The 13,692-nt window shown below is 69.3% G+C and carries 11 protein-coding genes; 6 read left to right on the top strand and 5 right to left on the bottom strand.

The genetic code is table 11. The features are described 5' to 3' along the window. Nucleotides 1–332 precede the first annotated feature (332 nt). Nucleotides 333–1,544, top strand: a complete 1,212-nt coding sequence (locus BTE28158_RS17305) for a pyridoxal-phosphate-dependent aminotransferase family protein (protein WP_059604498.1) — start codon at nucleotides 333–335, stop codon at nucleotides 1,542–1,544. A gap of 63 nt (nucleotides 1,545–1,607) precedes the next feature. Here the strand turns inward: BTE28158_RS17305 and BTE28158_RS17300 are convergent, their stop codons facing one another. Next, nucleotides 1,608–2,543 carry an AraC family transcriptional regulator gene (locus tag BTE28158_RS17300; protein ID WP_059604501.1) on the bottom strand — a complete coding sequence of 312 codons (936 nt, stop codon included), beginning with the start codon at nucleotides 2,541–2,543 and terminating at the stop codon, nucleotides 1,608–1,610. Between the two features lie 133 nt (nucleotides 2,544–2,676). On the opposite strand from BTE28158_RS17300, the gene BTE28158_RS17295 reads away from it, so the two are divergent. Continuing rightward, on the top strand, nucleotides 2,677–3,567 hold the full coding sequence (locus tag BTE28158_RS17295; protein ID WP_151050392.1) for a DMT family transporter: 891 nt from the start codon (nucleotides 2,677–2,679) through the stop codon (nucleotides 3,565–3,567). Nucleotides 3,568–3,678: 111 nt separating this feature from the next. Here the strand turns inward: BTE28158_RS17295 and BTE28158_RS17290 are convergent, their stop codons facing one another. Next, nucleotides 3,679–4,893, bottom strand: coding sequence for an MFS transporter (locus BTE28158_RS17290; protein WP_059604506.1), 1,215 nt, complete (start codon nucleotides 4,891–4,893; stop codon nucleotides 3,679–3,681). 348 nt (nucleotides 4,894–5,241) lie between these two features. Between BTE28158_RS17290 and xdhA the strand changes: the two genes are divergently transcribed. The 4 genes from xdhA to BTE28158_RS17270 all read left to right on the top strand — a co-directional run bounded on the left by xdhA (nucleotide 5,242) and on the right by BTE28158_RS17270 (nucleotide 10,370). Then, on the top strand, nucleotides 5,242–6,813 hold the full coding sequence (gene xdhA, locus BTE28158_RS17285) for a xanthine dehydrogenase small subunit (protein WP_151050395.1): 1,572 nt from the start codon (nucleotides 5,242–5,244) through the stop codon (nucleotides 6,811–6,813). Between the two features lie 18 nt (nucleotides 6,814–6,831). Beyond that, complete coding sequence (gene xdhB / locus BTE28158_RS17280) at nucleotides 6,832–9,195, top strand: xanthine dehydrogenase molybdopterin binding subunit (protein ID WP_059604513.1); 2,364 nt, start codon at nucleotides 6,832–6,834, stop codon at nucleotides 9,193–9,195. A 1-nt stretch (nucleotide 9,196) separates the two neighbouring features. Then, nucleotides 9,197–9,871 carry a xanthine dehydrogenase accessory protein XdhC gene (gene xdhC, locus BTE28158_RS17275; protein ID WP_151050397.1) on the top strand — a complete coding sequence of 225 codons (675 nt, stop codon included), beginning with the start codon at nucleotides 9,197–9,199 and terminating at the stop codon, nucleotides 9,869–9,871. A gap of 97 nt (nucleotides 9,872–9,968) precedes the next feature. After that, a complete protein-coding gene (locus tag BTE28158_RS17270) occupies nucleotides 9,969–10,370 on the top strand; it encodes a polyketide cyclase (RefSeq protein WP_124903104.1) in 402 nt (133 codons plus the stop codon). A 43-nt stretch (nucleotides 10,371–10,413) separates the two neighbouring features. Here BTE28158_RS17270 and BTE28158_RS17265 read toward each other — a convergent pair whose 3' ends face one another. The 3 genes from BTE28158_RS17265 to BTE28158_RS17255 form a co-directional block, all read right to left on the bottom strand. Further along, a complete protein-coding gene (locus BTE28158_RS17265; protein ID WP_059604519.1) occupies nucleotides 10,414–11,361 on the bottom strand; it encodes a LysR family transcriptional regulator in 948 nt (315 codons plus the stop codon). A gap of 69 nt (nucleotides 11,362–11,430) precedes the next feature. Then, nucleotides 11,431–12,069, bottom strand: coding sequence for a 2-hydroxychromene-2-carboxylate isomerase (locus BTE28158_RS17260; protein WP_059604522.1), 639 nt, complete (start codon nucleotides 12,067–12,069; stop codon nucleotides 11,431–11,433). A gap of 107 nt (nucleotides 12,070–12,176) precedes the next feature. Further along, the gene (locus BTE28158_RS17255; protein ID WP_059604525.1) at nucleotides 12,177–13,622 is read right to left on the bottom strand and encodes a TAXI family TRAP transporter solute-binding subunit; all 1,446 of its coding nucleotides are present in this window, start codon (nucleotides 13,620–13,622) and stop codon (nucleotides 12,177–12,179) included. Nucleotides 13,623–13,692: the final 70 nt, after the last annotated feature.

The following is a 13,692-nucleotide window of genomic DNA, read 5'->3' as shown; positions in this document are numbered from 1 at the left end:
TTTCATCGTGATGGCCGGTATTCCGGTGGATGCATGTATCGTGCAGAACGCGGGCATCCGGAGCGCATCGCAATACTGCGCGAGAAAATCGCGGACATCGAACCGCGGATGGAACCGTTTTGCATGCGCACGGCCATGCTGCGGGATTGCGCAACCCGGTCGTGCGACGCAGGCCCGGCTGGCTGGCCCGGTCCGTCGACCGGGCCAGCGTCACGCTGTCCGGCCGCGCGTGCCTCTTGCGCGCGAGCGCGGAACGCGGAATGATCGATCAGTTGGCCGTGCCGTGCGGCGAACGACGTCCGAGCGTTTTCTTCCTACCTCCCTTGCCTGCCATGTCCATCGATTACTCGCCGATTCCCTGTCCCGTCGTCGTGCCGCTCGACGCGATCCTGCCCGAAGAACCGCTGCTGATGATGGGGGCCGGCCCGGTCCCGATCCCGGCCGCCGTCGCGAAGGCGAACACGATCGTGATCAACCACCTCGGCGCGACGATGGCGAAGATCATCGAGCAGGTGAAGGAGATGGCGCGCTACGTGTTCCAGACCCGCACGAAGTGGGTGCTCGGCGTTGCCGGCCCCGGCTCGGCCGCGATGGAGATGGCGATTTCGAACCTCGCGTGGCGCGGTACGCGCGTGCTGTCGATCCGCAACGGGTTCTTCAGCGCGCGGATGGCCGAGATGGCCACGCGCGTCGGCGCCGACGTCGCCACGCTCGAGGTGGCCGACCGCTCGGTCGCGAGCCTCGACGAAATCGCGGACGCGATCGCGCGGGAGCGGCCCGAGATCGTCACGATCGTGCAGGGCGAGACGTCGAACACCGTGTGGAATCGCGATCTGCGCGACATCGCGGCGCTCGCGAAGGCGGCCGGTGCGCTGGTCGTGGTCGACGCGGTGTGCACGCTGTCGACGATGCCGCTCGAAATGGACGCGTGGGGCATCGACGCGGTGATCACGGGGGGCCAGAAGGGGCTGTCGTCGATCCCCGGTGTGTCGCTGATCGCATTCTCCGACGCCGCGTGGGAGCGCATGAAGCATCGTCCGGAACCGAACGCGCACTGGTGCCTCGACATGGCGCTCGCGGAGAACTTCTGGCACAACGCGGGCTATCACTACACGGCGCCGGTGTCGGGCGTGCTCGCGCTGCACGAGGCGCTGCGGCTCGTCTGCGCGGAGACGCTCGAAAGTCGCTTCGCGCGCCACCTGCGCTGCTCGCTCGCGCTGCAGGCGGGCGTCGAGGCGATGGGGCTCGCGCTCTATGCGCCGAAGGACTGCCGGCTCAACTCGGTGGTCGGGATCGAGACGCCCGAAGGGCTCACGCCCGGGATGGTGTGCGGCCATATCTCGAAGCAGTACCAGGTCGAGATTTCGGGCTCGTTCGGGCTGCCGATCGTGCGGATCGGGCAGATGGGCGAACAGTGCCGCGAACACAACCTGTTCCGCACGCTGCACGCGTTCGGCCGCACGATGGTCGACCTGAAGGTGCCGGTCGACCTGCCGGCCGGCGTGGCTGCGCTCGAGCAGGAACTGTCGCGGCGCGGTACGTAAGCGGAGAGACGCGAGGCGGGTGCGCTGCACGAAACCGCCTCGTCGACAGCCGGGGTGCGGCGTTCAGCCGCCCTGCATCGCGCGCCGGTACGCGTTCGGCGTCGTGCCGTGCGCGTCGCGAAAGCGGTGGCTGAAGTGGCCGGCGTTCGCGTAGCCGCATTCGGCCGCGACCTGCGCGAGCGGTAGCGCCGTCGTGCGCAGCAGCAGGCGCGCCCGCGCGAGCCGCTGCTCGGCCACCCACGCGTGCGGCGCGCGGCCGAACGACAGCCTGAACATCCGCGAGAAATGGTATTCGGACAGCGCGGCGACGTTCGCCAGCTCGCCGAGCGTCAGCGGCTGCGACAGGTAGCTGTCGATGTAGTCGCGCACGCGGCGGCGCACGGCCGGCGCGAGTCCGCCGCGGAACGGCACATCGGTGCGCGTCGTGCTCTGGCCGCGCAGCAGCAGGCTCAGCACGTCGTGCGCGGCTTCGTTGACGCGCAGCCGTCCGTCGGCATCGTCCCAGCGTTCGAGCGCAAGCGAACGGAACTGCGCCGCGACGCGTGCATCCTCGAAATAGGTGCGGTCGGCGAGCTTCAGCTCGCGCGGCTCGCGATCGAGCTCGCGGATCGCGCGCTGCGTGAAGTGCTCGGGCAGGAAGTAAAGGTGGATGAAGTGCATCTCGCCGCGCACCCACCAGCGCGACTCATGGTCGCCCGGCAGCGCGCACAGCAGGCTCGGCGCGCCGTAGCGCGGCACGCGTTCGCGCTCCGTCCGGTAGCCGCCGTCCAGATAGCACGACAGCGTGTGGTGGCCGGGCTGTTCGTAGATCGTTTCGCTTTCGTCGGTGATGCGCGTCCATTCGGCGATCGCGAGATGGTCGCCGAGCCAGGTGAAGCGCTCGAGCGTCGCGTTCGCCTCGGCGAGCGTGCGGCATACCGACTGCAGGCCGAACGGCATCGCACCGCCGGCAAGGGCAGCCGCGTGGTCGATGGGCGGGGCGTACAGGGGCGAACTCATGATGGGGCGAGTATAAGCGCGCGCGAAGCGCGCCGTGCGGCTGCCCGAAAAAGACCGCAATTCCGGACAATCCGCGCGGGCAGGGTGGCGGCACAGTCGGAGTCCGCTTCACTCGTTCCGCTTCGTTGCCGCCATGAACCTGTCGCTCTATTTCGTTACCGTGCTGATCTGGGGCACCACCTGGATCGCGATCAAATGGCAGCTCGGCGCCGTGCCGCCGCCCGTGTCGATCGCGTGGCGCTTCTGGCTCGCGGCCGCCGTGCTGTTCGCGCTGCTGCGCGTGATGCGCCGGCCGGTGCGTCCGCCGCGCGAGGCGTGGCGCTACCTCGTCGCGCAGGGCTTCGCGCTGTTCTGCCTGAATTTCCTGTGCTTCTACTATTCGGAGCAGGTCGTGCCGAGCGGCCTCGTCGCCGTGATCTTCTCGACCGCTCCGCTGCTGAACTCGATCAACGGCCGGCTGTTCATGGGCCGCCCGCTGCGGCCGTCCGCGATCGCCGGCGCGCTGCTCGGGCTGACCGGCATCGCATGCCTGTTCTGGCAGCAGATGGCCAGCCATCTCGACGATCACGCGACCTGGACGGGCCTCGCGATCGCGTTCGCGGGCACGATGTGCTTCTCGGCGGGCAACCTGCTGTCGAGCCGGATGCAGTCGATGGGCCTGCACCCGCTCGTGACCAACGGCTGGGCGATGCTGATCGGCGCGGCGATCCTGACGGTCGGCAGCGCGATGGCCGGGCTGCCGTTCATGATCGACCCGAGCCCGCGCTATCTCGGCGCGCTCCTCTATCTGGCCGTGCCGGGCTCGGTGATCGGGTTCACTGCTTACCTGACCCTCGTCGGCCGGATCGGGCCCGAGCGCGCCGCATACTGCACGGTGCTGTTCCCGATCGTCGCGCTTGCCGTGTCGACGGTCTTCGAGGGCTACCAGTGGTCGCCGCTCGCGGTGGTCGGGTTGTTGCTCGTGGTGGCCGGCAACCTTGTCGCGTTCGACCTGACGCGACGGTTGTTCCTGCGCACGGCCTGACCGGGGCGGCCGTCGCGACGGCCGCCGGAAACAAAAAACGCCCGCGCGATGCGGGCGTTTTCCTTTGGGCGCCAGGGCAGCGGCTGCCTGCGCGTCCGGCGAGCGGCTCGCTCAAGCCGCCGCGCCGCTCCCCGCGACCCGCGCCTGCCGCTGATACAGCACCATCGACAGCGCGACGCCTGCCGCCGCGGCCACCGCCGCGAACAGGAACACCTGCGGATAGCCGAACTCACCAGCCACATAGCCGGCGAGCGGGCCCGTGATGCCGAGCGAGAGGTCGAGGAACACCGAATACGCGGACAGCGCCGCGCCGCGGCTTGCCGGCGGCACGAGCCCGACGGCCTCGACGCCGAGCGCCGGGAAGATCAGCGCGAAGCCGAAGCCCGTCAGCGCCGCGCCGACGAGCGCGACGTGTGGCACGGGCGCGAGCCACAGCAGCACGAGGCCCGAGCATTCGAACGCGAACGACACGATCGCGACGCGGAAGCCGCCGTAAGTCTTGATCGTGTTCGCGAACAGCAGGCGCGCGCCGATGAACAGCGTGCCGAACACGGTCAGCGACAGCGCGGCGTTCGGCCAGTGGCGCGCCGCGTAGTACAGCGTGACGAAGGTCGCGATCGAGCCGAAGCCGGCGGAGCCGAGCGCGAGACCGAGGCCGTGCGGCAGCACGCGCGTGAACACGCTCGCATACGACATCCGTTCGCCGTGCACGAGCGGCACGGAATCGATCAGGCGTGCAAGGTAGAAGCCGGTCGCGGCGAGCGCGATCACGATCACGCCGATCAGCGCCGGATTCAACGTATGCGCGATCGCGACGCCGACGGGCGCGCCGAGTGCGAGTGCGCCGTAGGTCGCGATGCCGTTCCACGAAATCACTTTCGCGTTGTGCGCGACGCCGACCCGCCCGATGCCCCAGAGGATCGCGCCGGTGCCGCACAGGCTCTCGCCGACGCCGAGCACGAGCCGGCTCGCGACCAGCAGCACGAGGCTCGCGATCGGCCAGTGGGCCAGCAGCAGCGCGACGAGCAGCAGCACGCCCGACACGCCGCAGCCGATCAGCCCGCGCAGCACTGTCTGCTTCGGCCCGAGTGTGTCGGCGAAGCGCCCGGCGAGCGGGCGCGACGCGAGGGTCGCGAAATACTGGACGCTGATTGCGCCGCCCGCGACGATGGCGGAAAAGCCGAGGTCGTCGTGGACGAAGCCCGGCAGCACCGCGAGCGGCAGGCCGATGGTCAGGTAGCAGATGAACGTGAAGCAGACGACGGACACGATTTGCAGCGTGACCGCGAACCCGCTGCGCGGCGGTGTGGCGGAATCGGTTGACATGGGGTCGGAACGAATGGGCGAAACGGGCGGAAGACGGCGAAAAAGGGAATCGGGATTTTCCCATGGAACCGGTTTTCACGCAGGTACCATTTAGTTAATCGCGACCCGTTTCCGTTGCCGAAGAATCGCTGACGGAACGGCGCCGGCAGGCCTGGAACCCAGATGGGGCAAGGTGCTCGACGCCCGCCGTGCGGCCTCGGCGCCCATATCGCGGCAGTTATATGGGCCCCATGCGTGATGGGCTATGGGTTGCGGAATTTGATGGTGATAGCGTGCAAACTGTCAGAGAAACGTCGGTCGAGCGCCCCGCGCAGGCCGCCTTGCCCCCACTTGAAGAACGATAGAGACATGAGTGAGCCGATCCGCTTCTACCATCGTCACGCGGTCCGCGAAGTCAGCGGCGCGGACGTCACCCGCACCGTGCTGCAATACCTGCGCGAGGACGCGCACTGCACCGGCACCAAGGAAGGCTGCGCGGAAGGCGACTGCGGCGCGTGCACGGTCGTCGTCGGCGAGCTGACCGACGCGGGCACCGTCGCGTTCAAGGCCGTCAACGCCTGCATCCAGTTCCTGCCGACGCTCGACGGCAAGGCGCTGCTCACGGTGGAAGACCTGCGCCAGCCGGACGGTTCGCTGCACCCGGTGCAGCAGGCGATGGTCGATTGCCACGGGTCGCAATGCGGGTTCTGCACACCCGGTTTCGTGATGTCGATGTGGGCGCTGTACGAGAAGCATGGCCACGAAGGCTGCGGCAGTGCGTGTGCAAAGGCGAAGGACGTGCCGACGCGCACCGAGATCGCCGATGCGCTGACCGGCAACCTGTGCCGCTGCACCGGCTATCGCCCGATCGTCGACGCGGCCGTGCAGATGTTCGACGCAACCGGCGAAGGTGCGCCGGCGTCTGCCGCGCCGGTCGACACGGCCACGCTCGCCCGTACGCTCGCAACGCTCAAGCGCGACGACACGTTCGACTACACGACAGCCGACGGCGCGCGCTTCGCGGCGCCGCGCACGCTCGACGCGCTGGCCGCGCTGAAGGCCGAGCGTCCCGCTGCGCGGATCCTCGCCGGCAGCACCGACATCGGCCTGTGGGTCACCAAGCAGATGCGCCGTCTGGACGACCTGATCTACGTCGGCCAGATCGCCGAACTGCAGAACGTCGTGCGCGGCGACGACTGGATCGAGATCGGCGCGGGCGTGACGGTCGAGAACGGGTATGCGGCGCTCGCCGACACGTATCCGGAACTGACGGAAATGTGGAAGCGCTTCGCGTCGCTGCCGATCCGCAACGCAGGGACGATCGGCGGCAACGTCGCGAACGGTTCGCCGATCGGCGACTCGATGCCGGGCCTGATCGCGCTCGGCGCGCGGGTCGTGCTGCGGGGCGGCGACACGGTGCGCGAGCTGCCGCTCGAGGCGCTCTACACCGGCTATCAGCAAAAGGACATGGCGCCGCACGAATTCGTCGTCGGCCTGAAGGTGCCGACCCGCACCGGCGCGCGTGCGAAGCTGCAGTTCCGGACGTACAAGCTGTCGAAGCGCTTCGACTCCGACATTTCGGCGGTGTGCGCGGCGTTCGCGTTCATCGCGGACGGCGAGCTGATCCGCGAGCCGCGCATCGCGTTCGGCGGGATGGCCGCGACGCCGAAGCGCGCGACCCACACGGAAAGCCTGCTCGACGGCGCGCAATGGCACGAAGCCACCGCGCAGGCCGCGATGCAGGCGCTCGAGCGCGACTACCAGCCGCTCACCGACATGCGTGCGACGAGCGCGTATCGCCTCGATACCGCGAAGAACCTGATGTATCGATTCTGGCTGGAGACGCGTCCGCACGACCCGCTGCCGCCGCAAGCCCTGAATGTGCGTGAAGTGGCCGCCGAAGCCGGCGCCGACGTTGCCGATGTCGCGGCGCGCGTCTGAAGACGGAGAACACCGAAGATGAACCAGCAAGCAGAACCGTTCCTGAACACCCTCGACCCGCAGGCCGACGCCGCGCAGGTGCACGTCTCGCGCGCGCACGAATCGGCCCACCTGCACGTGAGCGGGCGCGCGACCTACACCGACGACATCCCGCTCGTCGCGGGCACGCTGCACGCGGCGCTCGGGTTGTCCGCGAAGCCGCACGCGAAGATCGTGTCGATGAACTTCGACGCGGTGCGCGCGACGCCCGGCGTGGTCGCCGTGTTCACGGCCGACGACATCCCGGGCGTCAACGATTGCGGCCCGATCATCCACGACGACCCGGTGCTCGCCAAGGGCATCGTGCAGTTCGTCGGCCAGCCGATGTTCATCGTCGTCGCGACGTCGCACGAAATCGCGCGGCTCGCCGCGCGCCGCGCGCAGGTCGACTACGAGGAGCTGCCCGCGATCCTGACCGCGCAGGATGCGCGCAAGGCCGAAACCTACGTGATCCCGCCGCTGAAGCTCGCACGCGGCGACGCGGCCGCGCGGCTCGCCGCCGCGCCGCATCGCGAGTCGGGCGAGATGCTGCTCGGCGGCCAGGAGCAGTTCTACCTGGAAGGCCAGATCGCCTACGCGGTGCCGAAGGACGACGACGGGATGCATGTGTATTGCTCGACGCAGCACCCGAGCGAGATGCAGCATCTCGTCGCGCACGTGCTCGGCGTCGCGTCGCACAACGTGCTGGTCGAATGCCGCCGGATGGGCGGCGGGTTCGGCGGCAAGGAATCGCAGTCGGGCCTGTTCGCGTGCTGCGCGGCGCTCGCCGCCTGGAAGCTGCTGTGCCCGGTGAAGCTGCGTCCGGACCGCGACGACGACATGATGATCACCGGCAAGCGGCACGATTTCCATTACCGCTTCGACGTCGGCTACGACGACGACGGCCGCCTCGACGGCGTCGCCCTCGACATGACGTCGCGCTGCGGCTTCTCGGCGGACCTGTCGGGCCCGGTGATGACGCGCGCGGTGTGCCACTTCGACAACGCGTACTGGCTCGGCGACGTCGACATCGCCGGCTACTGCGGCAAGACCAACACGCAGTCGAACACCGCGTTCCGCGGCTTCGGCGGCCCGCAGGGCGCGTTCGCGATCGAGTACATCCTCGACGACGTCGCGCGCACGCTCGGCCGCGATCCGCTCGACGTGCGCTACGCGAACCTGTACGGCAAGACCGAACGCAACGTGACGCCTTACGGGCAGACGGTCGAGGACAACGTGCTGCATGAACTGCTCGGCGAACTCGAGACGACGAGCGACTACCGCGCACGGCGCGCGGGCGTGCGCGAATTCAACGCACGCAACGCGGTGCTGAAGAAGGGCATCGCGCTCACGCCGGTGAAGTTCGGCATCGCGTTCAACGTCACGCACTTCAACCAGGCCGGCGCGCTGGTGCACATCTACACCGACGGCTCGGTGCTCGTGAACCACGGCGGCACGGAGATGGGGCAGGGGCTCAACACGAAGGTCGCGCAAGTGGTCGCGCACGAGCTCGGCATCCGCTTCGGCCGGATCCGCGTGACGGCGACCGACACGAGCAAGGTCGCGAACACGTCCGCGACGGCCGCGTCGACGGGCTCCGACCTGAACGGCAAGGCCGCGCAGGATGCGGCGCGCCAGCTGCGCGAGCGCCTCGCGGCATTCGCGGCGAAGCAGTTCGGCGACGGCAAGATCGATGCGGCCGACGTGAAGTTCGGCAACGATGTCGTGTGGGTCGGCGGCCACGGCGTGCCGTTCGGCGAAGTGATCGCGAAGGCCTACCTTGCGCGTGTGCAGTTGTGGTCCGACGGTTTCTACGCGACGCCGAAGCTGCACTGGGATCAGTCGAAGCTGCAGGGCCGGCCGTTCTACTACTACTCGTACGGCGCGGCCGTGTCGGAAGTCGTGATCGACACGCTGACGGGCGAGATGCGCACGCTGCGCGTCGACGCGTTGCACGACGTGGGCGCTTCGCTGAACCCTGCGCTCGACATCGGCCAGGTCGAAGGCGCATTCATCCAGGGGATGGGCTGGCTCACGACCGAGGAGCTGTGGTGGAACGCGGGCGGCAAGCTGATGACGCACGCGCCGTCCACGTACAAGATTCCGACCGTCAACGACACGCCGCCCGAGTTCAACGTGCGGCTGTTCCAGAACCGCAACGTCGAGGACAGCATCCACCGGTCGAAGGCCGTCGGCGAGCCGCCGCTGCTGCTGCCGTTCTCGGTGTTCTTCGCGGTGCGCGACGCGATTGCCGCGGTTGGCGACTACCGGGTGAATCCGCCGCTCGACGCGCCGGCCACCGGCGAATCGATCCTGCGTGCGGTGAATGCGGTGCGCGCGGCGGGCGCCGCGCGGGCAGGCTGATATGAACCGGCCCCCAGGCTCACTGCGCTCGCTGCATGCCGCGTCGCATGCGCCCGCCGCCGGTTGCAACGGCGCGTGCGACAACGCGCCGTCGATCGGGACGTTCGCACCGGGCACCGGCCGGCGCAACCGCGCGAGCGCGGCGCAGCCGCCGATGCACATCGTGCTGTTCGGCGCGGGGCACGTCGGTCATGCGCTCGTCACGCTGCTCGGCGCACTGCCGTGCGTCGTGCAGTGGGTCGACACGCGCGACGAGCTGTTCCCGGACGAATGTCCGCCGAACGTGCAGCCGGAGTCGACCGACACGCCGGAGGCCGTTGTCGACGCGGCGCCGCCCGGCGCGTACTTTCTGGTGATGACGCACAATCATGCGCTCGATTTCTCGCTCGCCGCGCAGATCATGCGGCGGTGCGACTTCGCGTACTTCGGGATGATCGGTTCGCGCACCAAGCGCGTGAAGTTCGAGCGCCGGCTCGCGGCGCGCGGCGTCGATCCGGCGCGGCTCGCGGAGATGGTGTGCCCGATCGGCATCGCGGGCATCGTCGACAAGGCGCCCGGCGCGATCGCGGTGGCCGTCTGCGCGGAACTGCTGCAGGCCCGCTCGGGCATGCCGGTGGCCGATGCGAAGGCGGCCGCGGCGGGGCGCGTGCGCGACGACGTGAGCTGCGCGCGGTAACGACGCGGGCCGGCACGCCCGACGCACGTCCGCCGGTTTTTGCCTACACTGCACGGATCGCGCGGCATCGGGCCGCGCGCCTTTTCGTGCAGGCACCATGTCCGATCCCCAGGTCTATCTCGACGCACTCGATGCAAGCGTCGTCGACATCGAGCGCTGGCTGTCCGGCACCGATACTTCACCCGCGGCGCTCGAGGCGCTGATCGCGCCTTTTTCCGCCGATTTCACGATGATCATGACCGACGGCCGCGCGCTCGACCGCGACGGCACGCGTGCACTGTTCGCGAGGCTCGGCGGCGCGAAGCCGGGGCTGCGCATCGCGCTGTCGGACATCCGCGTGCTCGCGGCCGACGCATCGCATGCGGTGCTCACCTATCTCGAAGCGCAGCATGCGGCATCGGGCGAACTGCCCGCGCGTCGCGCCACCGCCGTGTTCGCGCGCGACGCGGCAGGCATCGTGCGCTGGACGCATCTGCAGGAAACCTTCTGCACGGCCTGAGCGGCGGGACTGCGTCGTCGCGCGCAGGCCGTGCCGCGCGGCGTCACCGCTTGCGGCCGCGTGCGGCGGTCAGCTCGTCGGACACGCTCTGCATCAGCGCGCACAGCCACGCGATGTCGGTCGGGCGATCGGGGTGCGGGTGCGTGAGCAGGTAGCTCTTGATGCGCGGGAACGGCACGGGCGGCGTGACGACGACGAGCGGCAGCAGCTGCGCATAGTGCGTCGCGAAGCGGCGCGTCGTCGTGAAGATCAGGTCCGACTGCAGCAGCACCTGCGGCACGATCCCGAAATACGGCAGCGTCGTCACGATCCGCCGCGTGAGGCGCGCGCGTGCGAGGCCGATCTCGATCGCGTTGCGCTTGTCGCCGGTGTAGGGCGTCGGCGCGACGTGCGCGGCCGACGCGTACGCTTCGCGCGTCAGCGGTGCACGGGCGAGCGGATGCGCATCGCGCATCAGGCACACGATCGTGTCGGAGAACAGGTCCTGGCGCGCGAACCGCGGGTCGGGCTTCGGCCAGTTGCCGATCACGAGATCGAGCGCGCCCGATTCGAGCGCCTCCGCGTGATCGAGCGCGGGATTCAGCGAGTCGATTTCCAGATGTGCATGCGGCGCCGCGTCGCGAAAGCGTTCGATCAGCGTCGGCATGAAGAAATCGTTCAGGTAGTCGGGCGCGGCGACGCGGAACGTGCGCCGCGCCGACGACGGGTCGAAGTCGCCGTGCGGCGTTGCGATGAAGTCGACCTCGCGCAGCGCGCGCGACGCCGCGCCGAGCAGCGACGCGCCGTACTCGGTCGGCACCATTCCGGACTTGCCGCGCACGAGAATCGGGTCGTTCAGCGTCTCGCGCAGCTTGCGCAGCGCGGTGCTGATCGCGGGCTGGGTCTGGTTCAGCCGCAGTGCGGTCTGCGTGACGCTGCGCTCGAGCAGCAGCGTGCGCAATACGCGCACGAGCCAGATATCGAGCGAGGCGGTACGGTCGTCGTCTTCCATCGGTGCGCGGTGATTCGGGAGAAGCGTAACCTTACCGCAGCCACGTGTCGCGGTGCGTGATACCGGCCATCACGCGCGCCCCTTCGGCAGCGTGCTGATCCGCTTGACCTCGCGCGATTCGAGCCAGTTCGGCGTGCGCGCGCAGTACAGCACCATTGGCAGCGCGTCCTCGCCCCAGAACAGCTGCTGGTTCATCCAGAACGTCGGCACGCCGAACACGCCGAGCGCGATCGCGTCGTCGGTGTTGCGGCGCAACTGCGCGCTCGTTTCCTCGAATTCGATCAACTCGTCACCGTGCCCGACGCCGACGCGCTCGCACAGCGCGGCGAACCCGTCCGGCGTCGACGGATCGTTGCCGTCGTGCCAGATGAAGCGGAACATTTCGAGCACGGTCGCGATGTCGGCGCGCAGCGCGATCGCGAGGCGCAGCACCTTGTCGGTGTCGAACGGATGCGCGGGCGGCATCTTGAAGCGGATGCCGAGCTGTTCGGCGCGAAACAGCGCATGGCGGTACGTGAACATGCGCTTGGCCGGCACGTCGGCGCTCGGACGCTGTCCCCAGTGGCGCTGCAGGTCGGGCAGCGACACGGCGACGGGGTCGAACGGCACGTCCGGCCACTTGTCGTGCTGTTCGAGCAGCAGGTAGGAGAACGGCGACACGAAGTCGAAGAACCAGGCGGGTTGGGCAGTGTCGAGGCCGGTTGTCATGGCGATCTCCAGAGAATGGGGCGTGTGCGCCTCGCGGCGGCCTTCAAGTTAAGCGGCGGCGCGCGGATGCAGCCGCGCGGATGCAGCAATGATCGTGGATCGTCCGCTCATGCGGAACCGGGAGTCGCCCGAGGGGGCTCGCCGGCCGGCGACGCGGCCGCGCCGCCGCGCGCCGCCGCGAGGCCGCCGGCGCCGGGTGTGCCCGACGCGGCGTCGTGGTCGTGCGCGGTGAGCCGCTCGCGCACGAAGCCGATGTGCTCGCGCAGCACGTAGAACTGCCCCGCATACGCGAGCGGCATCTTCATCCGGTTCACGGCTTCCTCGATGTCGTCGAGCTCGTCGAGCAGATGGACGCGCTCCTCGGCCGTATGCTCGCCGAGCGCGCGGCGCTCGAGCGCGATCAGCGCGCCGTACCAGCGGTAGATGCGCGAACGCACGCGCCAGCCGTACAGCGACGGCACCAGCCGCAGCCCGGGGATCAGCACGACGATCAGCGGCACCACCACGACCAGCAGCCGGTCGACGAGACTCGCGACCCAGAACGGCAGCCGCCGGTACAGGAAGGTCTTGCCCGACTTGTAATAGCGCGCCGCGTCGTCGGACAGCGGGAAGCCGCGCGTGACGGCCGACGGGAATTCGCCCGCGTGCTGCAGGATTGTCGCGTGGCCGTGCACCTCGCGCGCGGCCTCGATCAGCAGGTCGGACAACGCAGGGTGCAGCGAGTCGCGCGCGACCAGCTCGATCGTCGGCGCGACCGTATGGATATCGGCGGGCGGCAGGTTGCGGCCGAGATCGTAGACGCCCATCGGCAGCGTGATCGCGGTCAGGTACGGGAAGCGCCGTGCGTACGCCTCGGCCTGCGTGAACGAGTACACGTGCACGCCGGGCGCGCGGAACAGTTTCGCCATGACCGGGATCTGCGTCGAGTCGCCGGACAGGAATGCGGCGTCGATCCTGCCGTCGAGCAGCGCGGTCGCCGCGTCCTCGCCGGCCGTCGGCAGCAGCTCGGTCGAGCCGCCCGGCACGATGCCGTTCATCTTCAGCAGCGCGAGGCTCAATTCGCGCGCGCCGCTGCCTTCGGCGCCGAGCGCGAGCCGCTTGCCCTTGAAGTCGGACAGGCGCGCGACCACCGGGCCGCGGTACATGATCGCGAGCGGCACGTAGCCGATGCTGCCGAGCGATACCAGGTGCTCGTCGCGCTCCTTCGGGCCGATGCCGCTCTGCACGAAGCCGACGTCGACCGGCGCGTTCGGGTTCGACAGCCGCGCGAGGTTCTGCGCGGATCCTTCGGATGACTGGACGTCGAGCGTGACGCCGTTCTTCGCGAGGATCGCCTTGTATTTCTGCGCGGCGTTCCAGTAGGTGCTGCCGGGCGGGCCGGACGAAATCACGAGCGTGGACGGCGGCGCCGGCTGGATCAGCTTGACCGCGAGCCAGACCGCCGCGACCGCGAGCAGCACGGTGGGGCCGATCGACAGCGCGAGGTCGCGCCACGACACCGCGACGAAGCGGGCGAGGATGCGGCGGGGCGGGCGAGGGCTGGCTGGCTTCATGGAGTCGACGGATGACACGGGCGTGACGCGCCGATGACGCGCGTCACGGACGATGTACGCGATGCAGGTT

This window comes from Burkholderia diffusa, assembly GCF_902499115.1.
Classification (GTDB): Bacteria; Pseudomonadota; Gammaproteobacteria; order Burkholderiales; family Burkholderiaceae; genus Burkholderia; species Burkholderia diffusa.
Note: the sequence above shows the minus strand (reverse complement) of the source record. Positions and strands in the feature narration are given on the sequence as shown.